The 24,639-nt window shown below is 63.3% G+C and carries 23 protein-coding genes and 1 tRNA gene; 5 read left to right on the top strand and 19 right to left on the bottom strand.

What is annotated here, in order from left to right; all coding sequences use genetic code 11:
* The first annotated feature begins 143 nt into the window (after positions 1–143).
* Positions 144–590, top strand: a complete 447-nt coding sequence (locus RPF88_RS01000) for a YcgN family cysteine cluster protein (protein WP_013530173.1) — start codon at positions 144–146, stop codon at positions 588–590.
* 254 nt (positions 591–844) lie between these two features.
* Positions 845–1,201, top strand: a complete 357-nt coding sequence (locus tag RPF88_RS01005; RefSeq protein ID WP_013530174.1) for a hypothetical protein — start codon at positions 845–847, stop codon at positions 1,199–1,201.
* Positions 1,202–1,411: 210 nt separating this feature from the next.
* Here RPF88_RS01005 and RPF88_RS01010 read toward each other — a convergent pair whose 3' ends face one another.
* Positions 1,412–2,125, bottom strand: coding sequence for an SIMPL domain-containing protein (locus tag RPF88_RS01010; protein WP_013530175.1), 714 nt, complete (start codon positions 2,123–2,125; stop codon positions 1,412–1,414).
* A 134-nt stretch (positions 2,126–2,259) separates the two neighbouring features.
* Between RPF88_RS01010 and RPF88_RS01015 the strand changes: the two genes are divergently transcribed.
* Positions 2,260–2,335: transfer RNA gene (locus tag RPF88_RS01015), tRNA-Ile, on the top strand.
* 400 nt (positions 2,336–2,735) lie between these two features.
* Here the strand turns inward: RPF88_RS01015 and RPF88_RS01020 are convergent.
* The 18 genes from RPF88_RS01020 to RPF88_RS01105 form a co-directional block, all read right to left on the bottom strand.
* Positions 2,736–3,548, bottom strand: coding sequence for an NAD-dependent epimerase/dehydratase family protein (locus RPF88_RS01020; RefSeq protein WP_127368980.1), 813 nt, complete (start codon positions 3,546–3,548; stop codon positions 2,736–2,738).
* Between the two features lie 3 nt (positions 3,549–3,551).
* Positions 3,552–4,754 (bottom strand): pyridoxal phosphate-dependent aminotransferase, encoded by a 1,203-nt coding sequence (locus tag RPF88_RS01025; RefSeq protein WP_337121538.1) that lies wholly within the window; start codon positions 4,752–4,754, stop codon positions 3,552–3,554.
* Positions 4,751–6,370, bottom strand: a complete 1,620-nt coding sequence (locus tag RPF88_RS01030; RefSeq protein ID WP_063172740.1) for a hydantoinase B/oxoprolinase family protein — start codon at positions 6,368–6,370, stop codon at positions 4,751–4,753. The genes RPF88_RS01025 and RPF88_RS01030 overlap by 4 nt, the downstream gene beginning before the upstream one ends.
* Complete coding sequence (locus RPF88_RS01035) at positions 6,367–8,463, bottom strand: hydantoinase/oxoprolinase family protein (protein ID WP_024503264.1); 2,097 nt, start codon at positions 8,461–8,463, stop codon at positions 6,367–6,369. The genes RPF88_RS01030 and RPF88_RS01035 overlap by 4 nt, the downstream gene beginning before the upstream one ends.
* On the bottom strand, positions 8,460–10,130 hold the full coding sequence (locus RPF88_RS01040; RefSeq protein WP_127367401.1) for a thiamine pyrophosphate-binding protein: 1,671 nt from the start codon (positions 10,128–10,130) through the stop codon (positions 8,460–8,462). The genes RPF88_RS01035 and RPF88_RS01040 overlap by 4 nt, the downstream gene beginning before the upstream one ends.
* A 98-nt stretch (positions 10,131–10,228) precedes the next feature.
* Positions 10,229–11,653, bottom strand: a complete 1,425-nt coding sequence (locus tag RPF88_RS01045) for an FAD-binding oxidoreductase (RefSeq protein ID WP_337121540.1) — start codon at positions 11,651–11,653, stop codon at positions 10,229–10,231.
* Positions 11,654–11,714: 61 nt separating this feature from the next.
* Complete coding sequence (locus RPF88_RS01050; RefSeq protein WP_027161621.1) at positions 11,715–12,473, bottom strand: amino acid ABC transporter ATP-binding protein; 759 nt, start codon at positions 12,471–12,473, stop codon at positions 11,715–11,717.
* Between the two features lie 12 nt (positions 12,474–12,485).
* Positions 12,486–13,565, bottom strand: coding sequence for an amino acid ABC transporter permease (locus tag RPF88_RS01055; RefSeq protein ID WP_337121541.1), 1,080 nt, complete (start codon positions 13,563–13,565; stop codon positions 12,486–12,488).
* 3 nt (positions 13,566–13,568) lie between these two features.
* Positions 13,569–14,732: an ABC transporter permease subunit gene (locus RPF88_RS01060; protein WP_013530399.1), complete on the bottom strand. Its 1,164-nt coding sequence runs from the start codon at positions 14,730–14,732 to the stop codon at positions 13,569–13,571.
* Positions 14,733–14,811: 79 nt separating this feature from the next.
* Positions 14,812–15,846 (bottom strand): amino acid ABC transporter substrate-binding protein, encoded by a 1,035-nt coding sequence (locus RPF88_RS01065; RefSeq protein ID WP_013530400.1) that lies wholly within the window; start codon positions 15,844–15,846, stop codon positions 14,812–14,814.
* A gap of 86 nt (positions 15,847–15,932) precedes the next feature.
* Positions 15,933–16,883 (bottom strand): LysR substrate-binding domain-containing protein, encoded by a 951-nt coding sequence (locus RPF88_RS01070; protein WP_013530401.1) that lies wholly within the window; start codon positions 16,881–16,883, stop codon positions 15,933–15,935.
* A gap of 69 nt (positions 16,884–16,952) precedes the next feature.
* A complete protein-coding gene (locus RPF88_RS01075; protein ID WP_337121542.1) occupies positions 16,953–17,702 on the bottom strand; it encodes an SDR family NAD(P)-dependent oxidoreductase in 750 nt (249 codons plus the stop codon).
* Between the two features lie 12 nt (positions 17,703–17,714).
* A complete protein-coding gene (locus RPF88_RS01080) occupies positions 17,715–18,425 on the bottom strand; it encodes an SDR family oxidoreductase (RefSeq protein WP_013530403.1) in 711 nt (236 codons plus the stop codon).
* 287 nt (positions 18,426–18,712) lie between these two features.
* A complete protein-coding gene (locus RPF88_RS01085) occupies positions 18,713–19,501 on the bottom strand; it encodes a FadR/GntR family transcriptional regulator (protein WP_337121543.1) in 789 nt (262 codons plus the stop codon).
* Between the two features lie 50 nt (positions 19,502–19,551).
* Positions 19,552–19,899 (bottom strand): RidA family protein, encoded by a 348-nt coding sequence (locus RPF88_RS01090; RefSeq protein ID WP_013530405.1) that lies wholly within the window; start codon positions 19,897–19,899, stop codon positions 19,552–19,554.
* A gap of 69 nt (positions 19,900–19,968) precedes the next feature.
* Positions 19,969–20,775, bottom strand: coding sequence for an SDR family NAD(P)-dependent oxidoreductase (locus RPF88_RS01095; RefSeq protein WP_337121544.1), 807 nt, complete (start codon positions 20,773–20,775; stop codon positions 19,969–19,971).
* Positions 20,768–21,580, bottom strand: a complete 813-nt coding sequence (locus RPF88_RS01100; RefSeq protein ID WP_013530407.1) for a shikimate dehydrogenase family protein — start codon at positions 21,578–21,580, stop codon at positions 20,768–20,770. Before RPF88_RS01100 ends, RPF88_RS01095 begins: the two co-directional genes overlap by 8 nt.
* 5 nt (positions 21,581–21,585) lie before the next feature.
* Positions 21,586–22,476: a 2-hydroxy-3-oxopropionate reductase gene (locus RPF88_RS01105; protein ID WP_337121545.1), complete on the bottom strand. Its 891-nt coding sequence runs from the start codon at positions 22,474–22,476 to the stop codon at positions 21,586–21,588.
* Between the two features lie 117 nt (positions 22,477–22,593).
* Between RPF88_RS01105 and RPF88_RS01110 the strand changes: the two genes are divergently transcribed.
* Both RPF88_RS01110 and RPF88_RS01115 read left to right on the top strand, forming a co-directional pair.
* On the top strand, positions 22,594–23,358 hold the full coding sequence (locus RPF88_RS01110) for an HpcH/HpaI aldolase family protein (RefSeq protein WP_337121546.1): 765 nt from the start codon (positions 22,594–22,596) through the stop codon (positions 23,356–23,358).
* A gap of 15 nt (positions 23,359–23,373) precedes the next feature.
* On the top strand, positions 23,374–24,591 hold the full coding sequence (locus RPF88_RS01115; protein ID WP_013530410.1) for an NAD(P)/FAD-dependent oxidoreductase: 1,218 nt from the start codon (positions 23,374–23,376) through the stop codon (positions 24,589–24,591).
* Positions 24,592–24,639: the final 48 nt, after the last annotated feature.

A 24,639-nucleotide genomic window follows, 5' to 3' on the forward strand; every position in this document is an offset into this window, starting at 1 on the left:
GTTCCAGTCTGGCACGGATAGAGGCCGTACGGGGCGATTGACCGACCTTTTGAAGGCAACTTCATGTCATTCACCTGGCGATAGCCGCAATTGCGACCATTGCCGCGCTTGACCTTGCCCGCGGCCGGGGCCACATCCGGGAAATGGAAACGCCATTCTGGAAAACCAAGGCGCTGGAGGCGATGAGCCCGGCCGAGTGGGAATCGCTGTGCGACGGCTGCGGTAAATGCTGCCTGTCAAAGCTTGAGGACGAGGACACTGGCGAGATCTACTGGACCAGCGTCGGCTGTCGGCTGTTCGACGCCGAGACCTGCCGCTGTTCGGACTACGCCAACCGGCTGGCGCGCGTTCCCGACTGCGTCGGGCTGACGCCGCAGAATGTGCGAACCATCAGTTGGCTGCCCAGTACCTGTGCCTATCGGCTGGTTGCCGAGGGCCGCGACCTCTACTGGTGGCACCGGCTGGTGTCTGGCAGCGCCGAGACCGTGCATGAAGCCGGCATCTCGATGCGCGGCCGGGTCAAAGCGAGTGAAACCGATCTTGCCGAGCCGGAAGACTATTTTGACTATGTGCTGGACGAGGAGCCGTAGGACCAGCGGCGGCGAGCAACAGCCTTACGTTCCACGACTTCCGGCCAATCCGCGGGCTCGGAATAGGGCGCCGAGTCAGGCATTCCGGCCTTCACCAAGGGCTGGGGACGGTGGCGAATGGCCGGAACTTCCTTCTTCCCGCCATATGAACCGGAGATGAACGGCAGGTTCGTAAAGAGTTCAGACAGGCAAGCGCATTCTCCCCCCATCGGTTCACGAGGACGGGCGAAGGCCCGCAAAAAGGAGAGAAGACGATGTTCAACACGATCAAGACGGCAGCCCTTTCGGCCCTGGTCGGTCTCGGCACGCTGGCGGCCGTTCCCGCCCACGCCGACAGCCTCTATCTCGGCTTCGGCAACAACAACGACCCGCGTTTCGGCGTCTATACCGGTGACGACGGTTATCGCCATCGCCGTGATGAACGCCGCGGCGACTGGCGCCGTGGCTGTTCGCCGGACCGCGCCCTCGACAAGGCCGAACGCATGGGTCTCCACCGTGTCCGCATCGTCGACGTCAACCGTCGTACGGTGAAGGTGGCGGGCCGCCAGGACGGCGACCGTGTCGTGGTGGTGTTCGCCAATGAGCGCGGCTGCCCGGTTATCTATCGCTGAGGTTCGACAATTAAGGCCGACCCTCTTTGAGGGTCAGCCTGGCAGCATGATCTTTAGCAAGATCAGCTGGGACTAGCGGAGCCCCTTTCCGGTTGAAGGGTGTGGCTCGAAAAACCCCGCGGGAGCAATCCCGCGGGGTTTTTCATGCGTGCTATTGGCTGGTGATGCATCGGTGGCTGGGCAAGACCAGCCACGGATCCTCAGAGCCGCTTACTTCAGTTCGAAGGTGACGGTCACCTGGACATTGTAGGAATTCTCGCCGGCCTGCACGGGAGCCGCGCCACCCGCCGCGGCATCGAAGGCCTTGGCGTTGATCGGCATCGGCGCCGGCGCAATGTTCTGATCTGATATCTCGAGCACCCGGCCGAGGCTGGCGCCTGCGGCCTCGGCCAGCGTCTTGGCCTTGGCCATGGCGTTGGCGACCGCCTTCTTGCGCGCCTCGGTGACCGTGGCTGCCGGGTTGTCATTGGTGAAGGCGATGCCGCCACCCTGGTTGACGCCGAGCGACACCGCCTTGTCGAGGATCTCGCCGGTCTTGTCGACATCGCGCACCCGCACCGAAAGCGTGTTGGTCACCTGATAGGCGACGAGTTCGGCTTCCTGGCTGCCGTCCGGCTTGTTGGTGTAGTTGTAGCGCGGGTTGATCTGGATGCCGGCGGTCTGCAGGTCCCGGTCCTTGATGCCGGCGGACTTCATCGCCGCGATCACGGCGGCCATGGCGTCATTGTTGGCGTCGAGCGCGGCGCGCGCGGTCTTGGCCTCGCGCATGACGCTCAGCGTCAGGACCGCCAGATCGGGGGCCACGGTTGCTTCGCCTTCGCCCGACACGATGATGCGGGGCGGCGTCGGCAGATCGGTGGCTCCAGCCATCGCCGGAAAAGCGATTGCAGCGGCGAGCGCGAGAGGCAAAAGATGTCTGGTCATGAAAATCTCCTTGGTCTGCGATCAAGTCGCAGACGTCGCGTAGAGCGCGATTATGGGTTGATTTGGGCGATCTGGGGAAGCCCGTCGGGAAAGCCTTGTGCCGCGATGCGAAAAACATTAATCCAGCCCGCGTGGGGCCTGTAGCTCAATGGTTAGAGCCGGCGGCTCATAACCGCTTGGTTGGGGGTTCGAGTCCCTCCGGGCCCACCATTACCTAAGTCTTTTATTATATTGTGTAATTATCGCCCTTTATCCAGAAACGCACACCTGGAGCGGGCGACGTATCTATGGCGCAAAGACTCGGGATTCTTCTTCCAGATGCGAATCCCTGCCGGGAACCTGGGGCTTCATTGCTGCCGAGACGATCCTGCATCAGAACAGGTGATCGGGGAAGCCTACATGGCAGACGTCACCGAACCCCAGAAGCACATCGGAGGCATGGGGGTGATCGCCGGAGCCTACGGTCTTGCACGATCGCCGGTGTCGCCCTGGCCTGAACGTCCCGGAAGCGCTTCATGATCATTATCCGGCTGTCGCCGTGAATTGCAGGGAGCCGTAGGGGTGTTGGTGGATGTTTCGTCTTCGCCATCTAGCGGATTGGTTTTGATAGTTACGCCCGCTTGTCGTCCGGATGGCCAAGCTCGCAGAACCACCCGCCCAGATACTTCACCGATGGCGCCTTGGGATCCGGAATCTGCGTCTTCGCCTCGACCGCTGCGCGGAATGGCTCGGCGCTGTCTTGCGGGATGAACCCCAGATGGTTGGCGCCGCTGTTGTCGACCATTTTCAGCTTGTTGTCGGATATGCCGAACGAGATTGTGTGCCCGACGCGCGGCGCCGTCAGTGCTGCTTCGACCAGACGAACGCAGTCGGCGAAGGAAAGATACGACCACAGCATGCGTCGGTCGGCCGGTTCGGGAAAGGACGAGAAGATACGCAGGCAAGCCGTCTCGATGCCGAACTTGTCCCAGTAGAGCCGGCTCAGGCTTTCGACGAAATTCTTCGACACGCCGTAGAGGCTGTCGGGGCGCACCGGCGCATCGACGCCGATATGGGCTTCGACTTCATGATAGCCGATGGCATGCACCGAGGAAGCATAGATAATCCGCTTCACGCCGTGTTTCCGGGCGCCTTCGTAGATATGGTAGGATCCGCGAATGCTGGAATCCAGGATCGTTTGCCATTCGCATTCAAGCGGCGCACCGCCGAAATGCACGATCGCGTCGCAGTCCTTGGTGGCCGCGATTGTCGCCTCCATGTCGGCGAGATCGAAGACCGCTTCTTCCTCGTGAGGAGCAAGATCGCCGAACGGTTCGCGACCCGCAAGGCGGATCGTTTTTGCCAGCGGCACCAGCCCCTTTCGCAGTTCCGAGCCAAGCCGGCCGGCGGCGCCGGTGATCAGGATGCGTTCGTAATGCGGCATGGTCTACTCCACTTGCGCGACGGCGGCGTTGATCCGCGCGATCGCCTCGACAAGCACCTCCTCGCTGGTGGCGGTGGAGATACGAAAATAGGGTGAAAGTCCGTAGGCAGTGCCCGGCACCGAGGCCACGCGGCCTTCGTTCAGAAGATAGGTCGCCACCGCCGTATCGTCCTCCAGCATGACACCTTTTGGGGTCCTGCGGCCGATCAGGCTGGCGCAACCGATATAGGCATAGAAAGCTCCTTCCGGCGGCGGCAGCGTCAGGCCGTTGATGCGCCTTATGCCATCGACGACCAGGTTCCTGCGCGCCTCGAATGCATCGCGGAAACGAGCCACCTCGTCCTGCGGGCCGTTCAGTGCGGCGACCGTCGCCGCCTGGGCAATCGAGCAGACCGAAGTGACCGACTGGCTCTGGATGATCGACATCGCCTTGACGAGTGGTGCCGGGCCGGCTGCATAACCGACACGCCAGCCGGTCATCGCATAGGCCTTGGCCACGCCGTTGACGATGAGGCTTCGGTCCTTGAGGTCAGGGCAGGCCTTGCCGAAGGATACGAATTCGCGGTTATCGAAGATGATGTGCTCATAGATCTCGTCCGACAGGATGAGCACCTGCGGATGCCTGGCAAGGACAGCGCCAAGCGCCTTGAGATCGTCGGCCGAGTAGACCGCTCCGGATGGATTGCCGGGCATGTTCAGGAACAGCCACTTGGTTCTCGGCCCGATCGCCTTTTCCAAGAGTTCGGGCGTCAGCCTGAAGCCGCCGCTTTCCCTGCATTCGACCGTGACGGGCGTGCCGCCTAGCAGCTTCACCATCTCAGGATAGGAGACGAAATAGGGCGCGGGCAGGATGGCCTCGTCGCCGGGTTCCAGCGTCGCCATCAGCGCGTTGAAGATGATCTGCTTGGCGCCGTTGGCCACGACGATGTCGTCGGCCGTGTAGTCCAGTCCGTTCTCGCGCCTGAACTTCCCGGCCACGGCCTCGCGCACTTCCGGCGAGCCGGCTGCGGCGGTGTAGAGGGTCTGGCCCGCTTTGGCGGCTGCATAGGCCGCTTCGATGATGTGGGCAGGCGTCGGAAAATCAGGTTCGCCAAGGCCAAGGTCGATGACGTCGACGCCTTTGGCCCGTAGCGCCTTGGCCGCCTGCGAGGCGGCCATCGAAGCCGACGGCTTGACCACGGACAGGCGCGAGGAAATGTAGCTCATCGGCTTTTCTCCGAAATATAGCCCCTGGACACGTCCTGTGCCCGCGCCTCCGTACTGCGCCTGGAGGGATCGCCATAGCCGCCACCGCCAGGAAGTTCCAGCACCAGGCGACGCCCTTCCGGAACGTGCTGCCAGCCCTTGGGGCGCATCAGCGTGCCATCGTCGAGCCTGACGATGCCGGCGGTTCCGTCCTTGCCGCCATCGCGCCCCTTGGCTGGATGCCTGACCCGGTCGAACATGGCGGAAAAATCGAACTCGTGGCCTTCAGTGGCCGCGATTTCGAGGATCTGGCCGAGGCCGCCGCGAAATTCCCCGTCGCCGCCGGAATCGGGACGCAGTTCCTTGCGCCAGATGACGATCGGCCCGGTGTGCTCGGTCGCCTCGATCGGCATGGTATGGACACCGGACGGAAAGGCGGTGGCGGACAGCCCGTCCAACGTCGGGCGGGCCCCCATGCCGCCGGAATTGAACATCAGCACCTCGGCGCGGCGTCCATCGCTCCCGGCGACCGGCCTGACCGAGATGTGGATGTTCCACAGTGCCGCCGCCCCTTCGGCAAGGATCTGGCCCGGCAGCGCCTTGGCCAGCGCGCCCAGCACCAGATCGGGCACCATATGGCCGATGACGTGCCGCAGGGAGACCGGCGCCGGCCGCGGGGCGTTCAGGATGTTGGTCGGCGACGATATAGTGAACAGAGCAAGCGAGGCCGCATTGTTCGGGATCTCCGGCGCCACGACGCATTTCAGGGCGTAGCAGGCATAGGCCTTGCTGTAGATGATCGGAACGTTGATGCCCCATCGGCTTGTCGGATCGGTGCCGGAGAAATCGACATTCAAATGGTCGTCCTCAATCGAGACAGCTGCCACCAGCTTGACCGGCGTATCGTAGCCGTCGGTCACCAACTCGTTCGACCAGGTGCCTTTCGGCAGCGCCTTGATGCGCTCCAGCGTCGCGTCATGCGTGCGCGTGAAGATGAACTCTCCCAGCCTGTCCAGCGATGCCAGGCCGATCTCCTTCATCATGTCGACCAGGCGGCGATGGCCGACCTCGTTGCAGGCGGCCAGCGAATAGAAGTCGCCGACGACCTGGTTCGGCTCGCGCACATTGGCGCGCAGGATCTTCACCAGATCGAAGTTCACCTTGCCGCGCTCGGCGAACTTCATGATCGGGATCTGGATCCCTTCCTCGTAGACTGACTTGCCATCGGCGCCGAAGCCACGTCCGCCAACATCGACCACGTGCGCGGTGCAGGCGAAGAATGCCACCAGTTCGCCGTTCAGGAACGAGGGCGAGACCATGGTGATGTCATGGAGATGGCCGGTGCCTTTCCAGGGATCGTTGGTGACATAGGTGTCGCCCTCGTACATCTCCTCGCGCGGGATCTCGTTCATGAACTGCAGCACGGCCTCGGCCATGGTGTTCACATGCCCGGGCGTACCGGTCACGGCCTGCGCCAGCATCTCGCCGCGCGGATTGAACACGCCGGCCGACAGGTCGCCCGATTCACGCACCGACGTGGAGAAGGCCGTACGCAACAGGGTCAGCGCCTGCTCCTCGACCACCGAAATCAGGCGATTCCACATCACCTGCATGCGGATTTCCAAGATGTCGCTCATGCCTGGACCCCTTTGCGGATCAGGAGGATCGAACCGTCGCTCTGTAGCGCGGCATCGAAGAGAGTGGTGACGACCGTCGACGTCTCACGCTCGACGATCACCGCCGGACCGCTGATGCGATCCCCTGGCGAAAGGTCGGCGCGTTCGATGATGGCTGAAACCTGCACGGTTCCGGTCGCCGGATCGAAAACCTCGCGCGTTTGCGAAGCGGCGACGGTCCTGGTCCCCATGGTGATCTCGTGCCTTGCGGGCGCCGGCCGCACGTCCTGCGCCTTGACCGACCAGGTGACGATCTCGATTTCCAATCCGTCGAGGCCATCAATGGCACGGCCGAAGAAGCGCGCATAATTGTCCCGGAAGGCGTCCTTGAGGCTCACCTCATCGCCGGGCTTGAACGCCCTGTCGGGCAGCGGCACCGGGATTTCCCAACCCTGGCCGGCATAGCGCATGAAGGCGGTGATCTCGCGGGTGATGGCATTGTTAGTGCCGGCTCGCACGAAGCTCTCGGCAGTCGTCTTCAGCCCGTCGAGCAGCGCATTCACCTCGCATGCATCGAAGCGCGACAGCCGCATCAGCTTGGAAGCCAGCGCCTCGTAGCCGAACGGCGCCTTGAGGAAACCGATGGCCGAGCCGACGCCGGCGCCTTGCGGGACAAGGCACTGTTCGACGCCAAGCTTCTCGCACAGCCGCGCCGCATGCAGGGGCGCTGCACCGCCAAAGGCGATCATGACATTGTCGGAGATGTTCTTGCCGTTCTCCACCGCGTGGACGCGGGCGGCATTGGCCATATTCTCGTCGACGACCTCGCAGATGCCGAAAGCGGCGGAAACGGAATTGAGCGAAAGCCGGGTGCCGACATCGCGGGTGATCGCCTGCTCGGAAGCCTGCGTGTCGAGCCTGATGGCGCCGCCGGCGAAATTGTCGGGATCGAGCTTGCCCAGCACCAGGTCGGCATCGGTGATGGCTGGGCGGCTGCCGCCACGCCCGTAGCAGGCGGGACCGGGTTCGGACCCGGCACTTTCCGGGCCGGTCTGGATGCGGCCCATGGCGTCGACCCAGGCGATCGAGCCGCCGCCGGCGCCGATCTCGATCATTTCGATGACCGGGATCGAGATCGGCATGCCGGAGCCTTTGCAGAAGCGATAGGTGCGGGCGACCTCGAAGGTCCGCGCCGTGCGCGGCGAATAGTCCTCGATCAGGCAGATCTTCGCGGTCGTTCCGCCCATGTCGTAGGAGACGACGGAGTCCAGGTCGAAGCGCCGCGCCACGTCGGCCGCAAAAATGGCACCGCCGGCCGGACCGGACTCGACCAGGCGCACCGGAAATTCGGACGCGGTTTCCACCGAGATCAGTCCGCCGCCCGAGTGGATCATGAACACCGGACAGTTCGCCCCCATCTCCTTCAGCCGCACCTGGAGGCGCACCAGATAGTCGGCCATCTGCGGCCGGACATAGGCATTGGCGCAAACCGTGTTGAAGCGTTCGAACTCGCGCATCTGCGGCGAGACCTCAGCGCTGATGGAAATCGGTATGTCCAGCTTTCTGGCGAGGATCGCGCGTGCCCGCTGCTCATGCACCGGGTTCATGTAGGAATGGATGAAGCCGATGGCGACGGCGCCGAAGCCGCCCGCGGCGATGCTGTCGGCGATCTCGTCGAGCGCTGCTTCGTCCAGCGGCTGCAATTCCTTTCCGTCCGCGCCGATGCGCCCCTTGACCGTATAGCGATGCTCGCGCGGGATCAGCGGCGGCGGCAGCTTCAGGTTCAGATCATACTGTTCGAACCGGTTTTCCGTGCGCATCTCGATGACATCGCGAAACCCTTCGGTGGTGACCAATGCCGTCTTGGCGCCACGCCGTTCGATGAGCGCGTTGGTCGCCAGCGTGGTGCCGTGAATGACGATGTCGAGGTCCGCCAGCGTAATGCCGGCGTCGCGCACGACAATCTCGATCCCGTCGAGGATAGCCTGTTCGGGGGCGGCATAGTTGGTCAGGATCTTGGTCGAAAAGATCGTGCCGCGCACATCGACCACAATATCGGTGAACGTGCCGCCGATATCCGCGCCGAGACGGATGTCATTTGCCGTACTGGTCATGCGTTGGCCTTATGCGAAGCGAGCGCTGCGTCGCGCATTTGGGAAAGGGTTTGACGCGGCGTGATCGCCTCCGGGGAAATATCCAGCTCCAGGACCGCGCCGGTCGCGGATGCCAGCGCCCTGCCGAAAGCGCCGGCGAAATCGCTGGTCGCGCCGACCCGCTCGGCGTGGAAGCCATAGGCCCGGGCGATGCCGACGAAATCCGGGTTCTCGATGTTCGTTCCCGACACGCGCGCCGGATAGTGCCGCTCCTGATGCGCGCGGATGGTCCCGTAGATGCCGTTGTTCAGGATGAGGACGATCGGCTGCGCCCCGGCCTGCATCGCCGTCCCCAACTCCTGGCAGTTCATCTGGAAATCGCCGTCACCGGCAAAGCAGACCACCGTGCGTGAGGGAAAGGCCACTTTGGCCGCGATGGCCGCCGGCAGGCCGTAGCCCATGGCGCCGGATTGCGGTGCAAGCAGCCGCGCCTTTGGCCCGAATTTGAAGAACTTGTTTGGCCACACGGTGAAATTGCCGGCGCCGTTGGTCAGGATGACGTCGTCGGGCAGCGTTTCGCGCAGCCAGCGGCTGACTTCGACCATGTCGACCGGGCCCGGCTGGGCAGGCGCGGTGAACGTGCCCTCATAGCTTTGGCGTGCCTGCGACCGCCACGCGCCCCAGTCGCCCTTGACCGGCGAGAGCGCCTTGGCGAAGGCGTTCGGCCCGGCATGGATGCCAAGCGCCGGCACATAGATCTTGCCGATCTCGCGATCCGAAGCGTGGACATGGATCAGCTTCTGCTTCGGCTGGGGCACGGACAGCAGCGTGTAGCCATCCGTGGTCATCTCGCCGAAGCGCACATTGATCGCCAGGATCACATCGGCGTCCCGGATCAGCTTCTTGACATGCGGGACCATGCCGACACCGGCCTCGCCGACGAAGACCGGTGAGCCATTGTCGAACTGATCCTGGAAGCGGAACGCCGCGACCACCGGAATGTCGGAGGTTTCGGCGAAAGCCTGGAGCACGGCACGCCCGTCAGCTGACCAGTTGGCGCCGCCGATCAGGATGACCGGTCTGCTGGAGGCGGCCAGCATGGACCGGGCCTCGGCCAGCGCATCGGCATCGGCCGCGGCCTCGAACACCCTGGCAGGCCCGCTGAGCGCCGCGACATCGGTCGGCGTCGTCAGCATGTTCTCGGGCAGGGCGATCACCACCGGGCCGGGCCGCCCGGTGAGCGCCGTGGTCCAGGCCCGGGCAATGATTTCCGGCAGGCGCTCGACAGCGTCGATCTCCACCGCCCATTTCGCCATCGTGCCGAACACCGCGCGGTAGTCGATTTCCTGAAACGCTTCGCGGCCGCGCATGTCGGTGCCGACCTGGCCGACGAACAGGATCATCGGCGAACTGTCCTGCATCGCCGTGTGCACGCCGATGGACGCATTGGCGACACCCGGTCCGCGCGTCACGAAGCAGATGCCCGGCGAACCCGTCAGCTTGCCATAGGCCGAGGCCATGAATGCCGCACCGCCCTCGTTGCGGCACAGCACGTAGTCCAGCTTTCCACGAGTGTCGTGCAGCGCGTCCAGCACGGCCAGATAGCTTTCGCCCGGCACACCGAAACTCTTGGTCGCGCCGAGCGCGATCAGGCATTCGACAAGAAGGCGACCGCCATTGCGGATCATGCTGCGACATCCTTCATTCAGGCGGCAAGCGGATCGAGCCTGCCTTTCGGATTCATACGTGCACGCTGGCGCATCGAGACGAAACCAAGAAATGCCGTCTATTCGAAAGTTTTTCTTTCCCGAGAGGCGCGCACCAGGACGTCCGGGTTCATCGTGCCCAGCGGATCGAACGCGCCTTTGAGCCGCGCCATGAGCTCTCGCTCCACCAGGCCGCGATTGCGGTCGGCCATGACCACCTTTGCCCGGCCAAGCCCATGCTCGGCGGCAAAGCTGCCACCCATCTGAGTGGCAAGAGATGACAGCGCTTCGGCGAACAGCTCGGCCTTGCCGTCGAAATCGGCACGACCTTCCGGCGGAGACAAATTGTAATGGATGTTTCCGTCGCCGAGGTGCCCGAACGGGTTTATCCGCACACCGGGAAGAATGCCGCCGCAGATCTTCGCGCCAGCCTCGACGAAACGGGCGATTGCACCTGGAGGGACGGAGATGTCGTGCTTGAGTTGCTCGCCTTCCAGCCTTTGTCCCTCCGGTTGCTCCTCGCGCAGCCGCCAGAATTGTGCCCGATGCGCGCCTGTCGCCGCCAGCGCGCCGTCGCTAACCAGGCTCTGTTCCATGCCCCATTCCAGCGCTGACGCCAGGATCTCGTCCAGGGGAACGCGTGACGACCCCGATGCCAGTTCGACCAGCAGATAGACACCGCCCCGTGTCTCCAGTTGGTAGGCAAGGTCGGGCACGTGCTTGAGCGCCAATCGCAGGCCCACATCGGAGAAGAACTCGAGGCCAGTCAGGAATTCCCCGGCCTCGCCGCGCAGGAAGGCGCCGAACGAAACGGCGGCGGCAAAGTCGGGCAGGACCAGAAGGGCGCTCGCTTGCTGCCGAGGCTTGGGGTAGAGCCGCAGGATCGCGCGCGTGACGATGCCGAGCGTGCCCTCAGCGCCACAGAACAGCTTGCGCAGTTGATAGCCGGCATTGTCCTTCTGCACCGCGCGCAGTCCGTCCCAAATCCCGCCATCAGGCGTCACGACTTCGAGACCCAGGACGAGATCCTGCATCATGCCGTATCGGAAAGCCTGGCTGCCGCCGGCATTGGTGCCGATCAGGCCGCCGATCCTGGCGCTGCCTTCGGCGCCCAGACGCATTGGAAACATCAGGCCATTCGGTTCCAGCGTCTCGTGCAGCGTTGCCAGCACGACACCCGCCTCGACGACGATCGATCCGCTGTCCAGATCCGGCTTCCCGATCGCCGTCATGCGTGATAGCGAGACGATCACCGCATTCGGCTGCTCGGCGACGGCGGCGCCGCAAAGCCCGGTGTTCCCGCCCTGTGGCACCACCGCCAGCCCTGCCTCGCGACATAGTTTGACGACACTGGCAACCTCCGACGTATTCGCGGGCCTGGCAACGCCCAGAGGTGCGACGCCGTAGCGATTGAGCCAATCGCGCCGGTAGGGCTCGGCACCCCGGCCCGAAAGCCAGCCTTTCGGCCCGAGAATCTCGTGCAGCGCGGTGGCGGGATCGGTCATTGATTTACCCGAGTTAGCTGAGGGCGTGCCGTGCGACACGTCCCGGATCGTTGCTTTCCAATCAATGACCCAGCACCTGCGACAGGAATTGTCGAGTGCGCTCGTTGCGGGAAGAGGTGAAGAACTCGTCCGGAGGCGCTTCTTCGAGGATCTCGCCGCCGTCCATGAAAAGCACCCGGTCCGCCACGCGACGCGCAAAGCCCATTTCATGCGTCACGCAGATCATCGTCATGCCTTCCGAGGCAAGCGTGACCATGACGTCAAGCACTTCGGAAACCATTTCCGGATCGAGCGCCGAGGTCGGTTCGTCGAACAGCATGATCTGCGGCTGCATGCAAAGAGCGCGTGCAATGGCGACGCGCTGCTGCTGACCGCCGGACAATTGGCTGGGATATTTCATGGCCTGCTCGGGAATGCGCACCTTCTCCAGGTAGTGGCGGGCGGTTGCCTCGGCTTGCGCCCGCGGCTGCTTGCGCACGATCATCGGGGAGATCATGCAGTTCTCCAGCACCGTCATGTGCGGGAACAGGTTGAAGTGCTGGAACACCATGCCGACTTCACGCCTGATCTCGTCGATATTGCCGACATCGTCGTTGAGCTCGGTCCCGAGCACCGCGATGCGGCCGCCATTGTGCTGTTCGAGGCGGTTGATGCAGCGGATCATCGTCGATTTGCCGGAGCCGGAGGGTCCGCAGACGACGATTTTTTCGCCCCGTTGTACGGAAAGGTTTATCCCGCGCAGTGCTTGGAACGTGCCGTAGTATTTGTCGAGGTTTTCGATGCGGAGCGCCGGCTCACCGGTCGAATTGGTTGAGATCACCTGCACGCCTCCTTACCGTTCGCTGACCGACATGCGGCGCTCGAGAAAGGCGCCATAGCGGGATAGGCTGAAGACGAAGATGAAGTAGATGAAGGCGATGAAGGCATAGACTTCGACATAGGCGAAGCGCCATTCGCCGGTGCCATAGGCGGCATTGCCGGAAGCCAGGATCTCGAAGAAACCGACGATGACCACCAGCGAGGTCTCCTTGAACGAGATGACGAACTGGTTGATCGTGGCCGGCATTGCGTTGCGCATGGCCTGAGGCAGGAGGATGCGGCTGATGCGTTGCCAATAGCGCATGCCGAGCGCCATGGCAGCCTCCTCCTGTCCTGTCGCAACGCCCTGCATGCCGCCTCTCACGATCTCAGCCTGATAGGCGGAGAAGAACAGAGCGGAGCCGAGGATCACGCGGTAAAGCTTGTCGCCCTGGAGCCATTGCGGCAGCGCGAACGGCAGAACCACTGCAAAGGTGAAGAGGATCGATATCAGCGGAAGCGACCGGACCCCGTCGATGATGAGGCCGGTGGTCCGCGAAATCCAGGGCAGCTCCGACCGGCGCAGCAAGGCCAGGCAGATCGCCAAGGGGAAACCGATCAGGCAGGTGGTCACGAAGATGAACAGGGTCAGCGCCAGCCCGCCCCAGGCTTCCTCGCCCACATGGGCAAGGCCAAGCACGCCGCCTTTCATCAATAGGTAGAAAAGGCCTGTTCCGGCTCCCCATACCAGCGCGATCCGGCGGCCCGTCCAGAACGCCGGGATACAGCTTAGCACCGTCATCACCACAACGGCGACGCAGGCCAGCGCCGAGCGCCATTGTTCCTCGTAGGGATAGAGGCCGAAGAAGATGATCCGCCATCTCGCTGCGATGACCGACCAGCAGGCTCCCGCTGCCGCCTGGCAGGCTTCCGGCCCGCCGCTGGTGGTGAAGACAGCCGAGAAAACCGCCCAATTCAGCAGCTTCCAGACCAGGAAGACCATGATCGTCAGACAGGCCAGCGACACCACCGCCTGAAGCGGCGTCGCGAAGAAGCGTCGCCTCAGATCCTCAAGCCTGCCGGGAGCGGGTGGAGCGACAATGACCATCTCCATCTCTCAGCCCCTCAGTTGATTGCCCTTGAGGGCAATTGCCTTGTTGATGCGGTTGAAGACGGCGGCAAGGCTGAGGTTGATGGCGAGGAAGCCCGCCATCAGGATGCCGATCGCTTCGAGTGTTTGCCCGGAATGGTTGATCGTCAGCGCCACAATCATGAAGAAGTCGGTGAAACCCACGGCGATGCCCATCGTCGTCGCCTTCATCAGCCAGACATACTGATTGGCAAGGATCGGCAGCATGGCACGCAGCGCCAGCGGCAGCCGCACCAGCGTGAAGACCCGCCAGGGACTAAGGCCCAAGGAAAGGGCTGCCTCGACCTGGCCGGTGCCGACAGATTTGAAGCCTCCGCGCACGATCTCCGCAATGTAGGAGCCGCCATAGATGGCGATGGCGATGGCGAGGGTGGCGAACTCCGGAGGGATACGCAGGCCGCCTCTCAGATTGAGGCCTTGCAGGGCAGGGAAGTCCAGCAGCGGCGTATCCGGCAGACGTCCGAGAGCCAGAATGATGGTCGCGCAGGCCAGTGCCGCTGCGGCGGCGGCAAACTGGATGGTGCGCCGCTGGCCGATCGGCTGGGCAAGGAGCGACGTCCTGCCCAGCCAGGCCGGCAGCACGATGGCCGCGATCACAGCCACTGTGGCTGCGGCAAACGCGGCACTGCCGACGTTCGGGAATGGGATGTAGAGTCCTCGGCTGGTGAGCAGGAAGCCCCAGGCTTCGTGCGCGCTGCGCGGCGTCGGCAGGTGCGTGATGATCGCATACCAGAAGAAAACCTGGAGGATCAGCGGAATGTTGCGGAAGATGTCCACATAGGTACGGCCGAGCAGCCGCGCCAAATCGTTCGAAGACGTCCGCGCCAGACCGACGATCGTTCCCACGATCGTCGCCAGTATCAGGCCGACGCTCCCCAGGAACAGCGTGTTGATGATGCCGATGAGGAAGTACCACCAATAGGGATCATTGGCCGTGGCGGGCAGCAGCGAGAAATTCACATCCCAACCCGTCGACTTGAACAGAAAGTCGAATCCGGAGGTGATCCCCTGATCAGCCAGGTTGCGGCGGGCGATCACGATGCCGGCAAGCACCATCGCGGCGATCGAGCCGACATAGAGGACCTGCAACAGCGCGTTGCGGACCTTTTGATTTCTCAGCAGGCTGACCATCCAAAGATCCTTGCCGAATTGTCGCCGACCCCGCCCGGCTGTGCCGGGCGGGGCCTGGAGCGGGTGAGTTAAGGACGGATCAGTCGATCACCAGCGGGAACAGGACACCGCCATTGTTCCAAAGGTTGGTCAGCTCGCGGTCCATCTTGTAGGGCGAGTCCTTGCCGAGGTCGCGCTCGAAGATTTCGCCGTAATTGCCGACGTTCTTGATCACCTTGTAGGCCCAGTCATCATCGAGACCGAGACCCTTGCCCATGCCTGGCGTGACGCCGAGGAACTTGGCGACTTGCGGCGAGGTCGGCTTGGCCTTGACCTCGTCGACGTTCTTGGAGGTGATGCCTTCCTGCTCGGCGAAGATCAGCGTGCTCAGCGTCCAGTTGGCGATGTCAACCCAATTGTCGTCGCCTTGGCGCATGATCATGACTTCAGGCTCGACGGCGAGCACGTCGGGCAGGATGACATGGTCGTCGACCTTGCTCTTGGCGATGCGCGCAATGGCGAGCGTCGGGCCCCACTGCGCATAGAGATCGCAGCGTCCGGAGAAATAGGCCTGCTCGAGCTCCTCGGTCTTTTCGATGAGCACGGGTTCGAGCTTGATGCCAAGCTTGGCCGTATAGGCCGCGACCTGCTGTTCCTGCGACGTGCCGGCGGGAATGCAGATCGTGCCGCCGGCCGCATCCTTGAGCGACTTGAGGTTTAGCTCCTTGTGCGCCATCACCTTGGTCGTTCCGAGGTAATAGGACATGGAAAATTGCAGCCCGAGCTCGGTGTCGCGGCTGAGCGTGCCGCCCGACGCCTTGATGATGATGTCGACATCGCCCGATTGCAGGGACGGCCAGCGCTGCGCCCAGCTGATCGGAACGACCTTCAGTTTTGCCGGGTCGCCGAGCACGGCCGTGGCCACCGCCCGGCAGAGATCGATGTCCATGCCCTTCCAGTTGCCCTTGTCGTCAACTTCGGCGAAGCCGAGGTAAGACCCGTCATGGCCGGTGCAGTTGAGCACGCCGCGCGCCTTGACGGCTTCCAGCGTCTTGCCGCCGGCGGCTTCTGCCGGCGCTGCAAAATGCACAAGTCCAAGGGCCATGGCTGCGGCCCCCCATTTCATCGTCTTCATGTTCCGTCTCCACTGTTGAGGTTGTTTGGTTTCTTGTTGTTGGAGGCCCAAAAGTTCTCTTTCGGAGCTCGGTCTCAAAGCCGCTCCTAGTCGGAAAGCGGGGTCGGTTTCGGCACGGAGGAAATCTTCAGATCGCTGCCCCAGTCCTGCTGGGCGAGCCATCGGTGAAGGGCGGCGACCGCCTTCACGCGCAGGTGCCCGCGCGGGACGATCAGGTAGAATCCAGGAACTTCTTCCGGCCGCATATCGGCAAGGGCGTCGCGCCCGACCGGCGCGACCAGCGCGCCCGACCTCAAATCTTCCTCGGCGTCGATGACGGAGACGAGACCGACGCCGATGCCTTGCAGGGTTGCACGGCGCATGGTCGCGGCATCGTCGAAGCTGATGCTTCGGTTGCCGTCCGTCTGCTCGATGGCAAGGTGGCGTAAAATGTCTGGCCAAAGGCGCTTCGACTTGACGGTGTCCAGCAACGTGAACAACGTCAGGTCCTGCGCCGACTTGATGCTCTCGCCGATGGCCGGAGTGCAGCAGATGACCTTCGGATCAGGCACCAGCAGTATGGTCTCGTAGTCCGGCCAATTGCCGTAGCCCCACTGGACGGTCATATCGATGTCGTCGCGTCCGAAATCGGGCAGATCGACCATCGTCGTCAGGCGCAGATCCGCACCGGGCAATATCTCCCGGAACAGAGATAGGCGAGGCAGCAAATAGTGGGTCGCGAAATAGGGGCTCGCATTCAGGTTGATGCGGTCCCGGTAATTCGACTTGGTGACGCGGCGAACACCTTCGGAAAATTCATCGAACCCAGCTTTGACATAGTGCGAGAGAAGGATGGCAGACTCGGTCAATTCGACCGACCGCCCCTTGCGTTCGAACAGTGTCACCTGAAGCGTGTCCTCCAGTAGCTTGATCTGCTGTCCGACGGCCTGCGGCGTGACCAGCAATTCATCCGCCGCCTGCCGAAAGCTCTTGTGCTGCGCGACGGCGTGGAAGACGCGAAGCGCATTCAGCGAGGGAAGGCGAAGCTTGCCGGTCATCGTCTATTCCACCTCCTTTCGCTTGCGTTCCTGTTGGACAATTCAGCGCCGCCGGCGCGCGAAAATAGCTCAGGCGTATATATAACCACCTGAAACGATTACATTTTCTCCCGTCATGTAGGTATTCTTGGGGCCGCCGGTCATGAGAACCCACTCGGCAACCTCCGCAGGCTCGGCGCCACGACCCAGCGGGCTCGCCTTGGCCAGTTCCTCGAGGAAGCCGAGGGCTTTGGCCCGCTCCGTGGCCATGCCTGCGGGGGCCACCGAATTGACCAGGATCCCGTGTTTTGCGACGTCATGGGCAAAGGAGCGCGTCAGGCTGACCACGGCGGCCTTGGTTGCCGCATAGTGGGCGTTCTGCGGATGCGCCTTGAAGGCATCGACAGAGGTCAGGTTGACGATCCGGCCACGCACATGGCTCTTCGGCTCCTGCGATTGCATGTGGCGAACGGCTGCCACCATCATGTGATAAGTGCCCTTGATGTTGATGCCATTGGAGGCATCCCAATCGGCGTCGCTGATCTCGAGGAGCGGGCGGCGAGGGTAGATCGCGGCGCAATTGATCAGCGTGTCGATACGCCCGAGCTTCGAAACGATGGCGTCGAAGGCGGCGTGGCACTGAGGGCCGACCTGGATGTCGCACAGGGCGGCCGCGGTCGGCAGGCCGTTGGCCTTTGCCGGTGCGAGAGCGGCTTCGGCGGCGTCCTGGTTGATGTCGATGATGCCGATCTTTGCAGCCCCGGCCTCTACAGCCATCCTGGCCAAAAGCGCGCCGAGGCCAGCGCCGCCGCCTACGATCAGAACGGAAAGATCCTTCATTCCAGTTTTTCCTTACTTGGTGCCGCTTGGCGAGGTTGGCCATGTCGGCATGATGTCGAAACGGGTAACGTCGGCCCATGCGGGCAGGCCGAGTACCGCGACCACCATTCTGGCCACGTCATCCGGCTGCACCACTTTGCTGGCGTACATGGCCGCGCGCGCCTTTGCGTCGAGGATGTCCTGGTAGAGCTGCGTCTCGACACGGCCGGCGACGATCTCGGTGACACGGACGCCTGATGGGGAGAGGTCGGCGCGCAACGCGGCGGCAAAGCCTGATATCGCCGCTTTGGTGGCCGAATAGACGGCAATGTTGGAATATGCCGCGTGGCCCGCGGTGGAGCCGGTGAACAGGATGTGGCCAGCCTGCCGCTCGCGCATCTGCGGAACGACGAGGCGGGTAAGCAGGATTGCCGCGCTGAGGTTGACCTCCAGCGTGGTGTCGATGTCGGAGATTTTCATGTCGGCGAAATTGCCCAACGGTGGCATGATCCCGGCATTATTGATCAGCACGTCGATGGTCAGATCCGCCAGAACAGCTTCCAGCGCCTCGCGATCGGTCACGTCGACGGCGATGGGCACGATGCCGGATCGCTCGGCCTGCAACGCCTTGAGCGCGGCCTGGCTGCGCCCGACCGCATAGACATCGTAGCCGGCGTCGCTCAGTGCGATCGCCATGGCCCGCCCTATGCCGCTTGTTGCACCTGTGATGAAGGCTGTCGTCACGTTGGCTTCCCTGATTGCCTGATTTCAGTCTGCGGCCTGGGCCGATGCCGCGAAACCAAGAAAACCAGCAAAAAGGAAAGATAAACTTTCGAATTCTCTTCTCCCGCCCGAAACCTGGACAGGTGGTGACCTCGGCGCCGAGGCTGAAAACCGAAGGAAACGACGGGAAAACGATGTTCTCAGCCTGTGGGAAACGGTTCAGGTCAGCTGGCGGAGCAAAAACATGGCTTTCGCAATACGTGGCTAATTTGAGTGAGTGCGAATGCCTGGGTGATCGAAGCCGGGGCCTATCCGCCGGTCGAAACAGGTCTTTTCATATCGGTAAAGAGCGAGGCCGCAGCCGCCTGATGCTCTGCCTCTGTCGCCGCGACGCCCGAAGCCCGTGCCAAAGCGCGCACACGCCCGAGGCTGTTGTGCAGATGCTTGCGCATGGCCTGGCGAGCAGCACGACCGTCCTGCCTTTCGATGGCGTCCACGATGGTTTTGTGCTCGTTGTGAATGCGTGCGTAGTAGCTGTCCTTGAGCGCCGGCGTGACCACGTAGCCCAGTTGAAAGCGCGGAACGATCATCGGCCTGAGATAGCTCAGAAAGCCGTGGATGAATTCGTTGCGCGCGGCTTTGGCGATCGCCAGATGGAAATCATAGTCATAGTGGATCTGGACCACAGCGGGATCCGCTTGCTGGGCGTCGACCTGTTCCATCAGGGTTCGGATTCCACTCGCCTCCGCATCGGTGCGCCGTTCCGCGCATAGCCCGGCGGACTCCACTTCCACACTCAATCTCAGTTCGAGCAGGGCAATGGTTTCCGGCAAGGTCCTCAGCGCCTCGTCCGGTATCGAGAAATTGCGCGGCGCCGGCGTTTCGCTGACGAACATGCCGCGGCCCTGCTGCGGCACCACCATCCCTTCGGAGCGCAATCGCGCCACCGCTTCCCGCACCACCGTCCGGCTGACGTCGTACTCGGCACAAAGCTCCGCCTCGGTCGGCAATTGCGCGCCGGGAAGCAGAGATCCGGAACGGATCTTTTCGGACAGACTCTCCGCCACGACAGTGGAAAGCGGTTTGCGCTTCGTCATCAGTCTCCCCTTAGCCAGATTCGCGATGATGCCCGAACCGGCAAGGCCATTCAAACCGCCGCGGTGACGATCAGCTCGACCAGCATTCCAGGCTTGGCCATCCGTCCTTCGCCGGAAGAGCGCGCGGGTGCATGCTCCTTCGGCATCCATCCGTCCCAGACCGTGTTGACCTCGTCGAAATCCCTGATGTCGTCCAGCCACATCTGCACGTGAAGGATACGTGTCTTGTCCGTACCGGCCTTGGCAAGCAGGACGTCGACCTTGCCAAGCGCCTCGCGCATCTGGTCGGCTGCGGACTGACCCGGCTTTGCGACCTGGCCGGTGAGGTAGAGGGTGCCATTGTGGATGACCCCGTGGTGGATGCGGGTGTCGAAGTCGAAGCGCTTGATGTCACTCATTGGATTGTCCTTGGGTCAAATTTCCGGCCTCCGCCGGTGGGGTCAGATTTCCGGCCTCCGCCGGATGGGTCAGATTGCCGGCGTCTGGCGGATGGGGTTTCCCTGCAGATATTGTGCGTAGGGCGCCTGAATGAGCCAGCCGGCGTCGACGGGCAGGGTGACGCCGGTTATCGATGCGGCCCGGTCGGAGCAGAGGAACAGTGCGGCCTCGGCAACGTCGCGCGGCTCGACGAAGCGGCGCAGCGCGGTGGTCGCCTGGATGGCTTCGGGGTTGCGCTCACCCTTGGCGATCCTGGCTTTCAGCCCGTCCGAAAGCGTGTAGCCGGGTGCCACCGCATTGACGCGTACGCCGTGCGGACCGAGCTCGGCGGCCAGGATCTGGGTCAAGGCCAGGACGGCATGCTTTCCGGGCGTGTAGGCGGGCAGGGACAGCGGCGCGAAGGAGGCAAGCGAGCCGACGTTCAGGATCGCGCCTCGCCCGGCAGCCGACATCAGCCGACCGAACACCTGGCAACCCAGCAAGGTGCCGCGATAGTTCACTCGCCACATCCTCTCGTCTTCGTCCAGATCCTGGTCGAGGACGTGCTTGCCACTCTGCAGGATGCCGGCGCAATTGACGACGACGTGCGGGGCACCGAACGCGTCGCTGACGGCCTGCGCCAGCGCTTCCACCGAGCCGGATTCGGAGACATCGGTCTGGACAAACAGCGCGCGCGGTGCGCCGGCCGCCGCGCAGGCGCCAACCGCCTCATCGCCCCGTGCCGCATCCCTGCCGGCGACCACCAGATGGTAGCCGTCCTCGGCGAAGCGCAGCGCTATCGCGCGTCCGATGCCGGAAGTGCCGCCGATGACGACGGCCGTCAATGTCTCAGCCATTGCCGCGACCCTTGCCTTCGATGTCGAAGAATTCGGACATGGCCCGGACCTGGAAATCCATCATCGGGCGCCCCGGCTGAATGCGGCAGCCAATCTCTTTCGCCGCCTTTAGCAGGGGGGTCTCGGCGGGCTCCATGATGATGTCGACGACCGTCATGTCCGGGGTCAGCCGGCTCACATCCAGCGGCAGCGGGTCGCCGGCGTGCATGCCGACCGGCGTGGCGTTGATCGCCATATGCATGCCGGAAGGCTCGGCCTCTCCAACCTGGATGCGGCATTTCGGGAAGACCTGCGCGACCAGCGCCGCCAGTTTTTCGGCGCGACCGGTATCGATGTCGGCCAAGCGGATTTCCTCGGCACCGGCTTCGGCGAGACAATAGGCCAGGGACGCGCCGGCGCCGCCGGCGCCGACCTGAAGGATGCGGCGGCCGGCAATCTCATGTCCGCCTGCCTTGAGGCCATCGATAAAGCCGACGCCGTCGAAATTGTCGGCGTACCAGCTGCCATCGGGCAGCCGGCGCACGGAATTGGCGCTCTGCACCCTCGCGGCGCGGTCGTGAGCGGCGGTGCATTTGTGATAGACCGCAACCTTGTACGGCACCGAGATGATCACGCCCCTGATATTCTCGGCTGCCGTAATGCCGGCCCAGAAGGCCTCGAAATCCTCCGGGCGGCAGCTCAAGGGCACCATGAGGCTGTCGAGGCCCTTCTGCTCGAAGATCTCGTTGAATATGCCGGGGCTCTTGGCATGGGCCACGGGATGGGCCAGCATCACGAAGATCTCGGCCTTGCCGGTTCCGCGCATCGGTTTTACTCCTTTTCTTTTGACAGTTCGTGGCCGCTGAGGATCTCCAGCGCCTGGACGAGGGACGAGTGGTCGGCCTCCGCGCCGCCTGGTCGGGCTGAGCAGGCGCTCATCAGTTGTTGCGCCATCGCGGTGTTCGGCAGCGAGACGCCAAGCGCGCGGGCGCTTTCGAGCGCGAGGTTGAGATCCTTCTGGTGAAGCCGCATGCGAAAGCCCGGGGCGAAGGTCCGGGCGATCATGCGCTCGCCATGCACCTCCAGCACGCGGGACGAGGCAAAGCCGCCCATCAGCGCGGCGCGCACCTTTGCCGCGTCGCAACCGGCCTTGCTGGCAAAGACGAGCGCTTCCGCCACGGCCTCTATGTTGAGCGCGACGATGATCTGATTTGCGATCTTGCAGGTCTGGCCGGCGCCATTGTGCTCGCCGATCAAGGTGATGTTCTTGCCCAGCGTCCGAAAGATCGGCAGCGCGCGCTCGAACTCTGCGGTCGGCCCGCCGACCATGATGGTGAGGCTCGCCGCCTTGGCGCCGACCTCACCGCCCGAGACCGGGGCGTCGAGGTAGCCGGCTCCCGCTTGCCGCAGTTTCGCTGCGAATTCCGCAGTGGCGATAGGGCTGATCGAGCTCATGTCGATGACCAGCTTATCGGCCGACAGCCCCTCCAGGACGCCGTTTCCTCCAAGCAGGACACGCTCCACATCTGGCGTGTCGGGCAGCATGGTCACGATGATCTCGGACATCCGCGCCACATCGCCCGGAGAGGCGACGACCGATGCCCTAAGGTCCTTCGGCAGAGGGGAGCGGTTCAGGACCGTGAAGATCTCATGTCCCGCGCCGACGAGATGGTGCGCCATCGGTGCTCCCATCACACCGAGCCCGATGAACCCGATCTTCATTCTTGAACCCCGTACGAAGGTTGGTGCGTATTGCATCTTGCAGCAAATTATTGCCGTATGATATAGGACATCATACAAATTTCAATGTCCTATCGCTCATCGGAGACCGACCGCAAAATGCAAGAGCGTCTCAACACGCTGAAGGCTGCCGTGTCGGCCGGCCGGGCCCATATCGGCATCTGGTGCTCGCTGGCTTCCGCCCTGACGACGGAAATTGTCGCGGGCTCCGGCGCCGGCTGGCTGCTGATCGATGGCGAGCATAGCCCCAATCATCTGCGCAGCATCATGGCCCAGTTGCAGGTCATGGGCGGCTTCGACAGCGAGGCCGTCGTCAGGCTGCCTTCCGACGATCCCAATCTGATCAAGCAGGCCTTGGATATCGGTGCGCGCAGCCTGATGATCCCCAATGTGCGGACGGCCGATCAGGCCCGCGCCATTGTCGCGGCCATGACATATGCGCCTGGTGGATTTCGCGGCTTCTCGGTCGGTCACCGTGCCAACGGCTTCGGTCGCATCGCCGGTTACCACGCCAAGGCGCGTGAGCAGCAGCTTCTCGCCGTACAGATCGAGGATGAATTAGGCGTCGCCAATGCCGCCGAGATCGCGGCAGTGGACGGCGTCGACGTTCTGTTCGTCGGGCCCGGCGACCTTTCCACCAACATGGGTGCGATGGGCAATCCCGGGGCCGCACACGTTCAAGAAGCGATCGCCTCGGTGCGCAAGGCGGCAACGGCGGCAGGCAAGGCCAGCGGGATCCTGGCTCCCGCAAAGACCGATGCCGACCGCTACCTCGCCGACGGCTTCACCATGGTTGCCGTTGGTTCCGACCTCGGCCTGCTGGCGCGGGGCTCGGATGCCTTGGTCGCTTCGTTCAATCGGTAGACCGGAGATACAGCCATGCCGATCCCCCGGTACAAAGCGCCGTCACGGACCGCCTACGACATCGTCATCGTCGGCGGCGCCGTCATCGGTTCGTCCACGGCCTACTGGCTGAGCCAGGCGCTGGGCAGCGGCGCCTCGATCCTCGTCGTCGAACGCGACTCGAGCTACGAATTCTCGTCGACGGCGCTCTCCACCAGTGCGATCCGGCAGCAATATTCCAATCCGATCAATGTGAAGATCAGCCAGTTCGGCATCGAGATCATCCGCGGATTTCAGGAGCGTATGGCACCTTTCTACAAGGACGAACCGGCGCCCGACCTCGGCTTCAAGGAGCATGGGTACCTTTACTGCTGTTCACCCGACGGCGTCAAAGCGGCCCGCGAGCGCGTCGATCTGCAGCGCAGTTTTGGGGCCCACACGGTGTTTCTTGAGCCGGGCCCGCTGAAGGATCGCTTCCCCTGGCTCAATGTGGAGGATCTCGGTGGCGGTTCCTGGGGGGCCAGGGAAGAGGGCTGGTTCGATTCCGTGGGGCTGATGAACGGTTTCCGCCGCGCAGCCCGCGCCAGCGGCGTCGAGTATATCGACAATGCCGTGACAGGGCTGGATATCGCCGATGGGCGGGTCATCTCGGTGCGCCTCGCGACCGGACAGACGGTTGCCTGCGGAACATTGGTCAACGCCGCGGGCCCGCGCGCTCAGCAGGTGGCCGCCATGGCCGGCCTGTCGATCCCGGTCGCGCCCTACAAGCGCTACAGCTTCGTCTTCGCCAGCGCCAACCCGATCCCCGGCCGGATGCCCAATGTCATCGACCTTTCCGGAACATTCGTGCGTCCCGAAGGCGAGCTTTTTCTCACCGGCAACACGCCGCAAGGCGACGGACCGGCCGGCTACGACGACTTTGAAATGCACCATGAAGAGTTCGACGACTACATCTGGCCGGCACTCTGGCACCGCATTCCGTCTTTCGACGCACTCAAGGTCCAGACCAGTTGGACCGGCCACTACGAGTACAACATGCTCGACCACAACGGCATCGTCGGCTTCCACCCGCAGGTGACCAATTTCATGTTTGCCAACGGCTTCTCGGGGCACGGGCTGCAACAGTCGCCAGCCGTGGGCCGGGCCGTTTCAGAACTTATCGTTCACGGGGCTTTCCAGACGCTCGATCTTTCGCCGTTCTGTTACGAGCGCATAGATCGCAACGAGCCGTTTCTCGAGGAAGCAGTGATTTAAAGCGAGACGATCGGTCACCCATTTTTATCTCGGGCATTCAGCGTCCAA

This window comes from Mesorhizobium sp. ISC11 (assembly GCF_037162595.1).
Classification (GTDB): Bacteria; Pseudomonadota; Alphaproteobacteria; order Rhizobiales; family Rhizobiaceae; genus Mesorhizobium; species Mesorhizobium ciceri.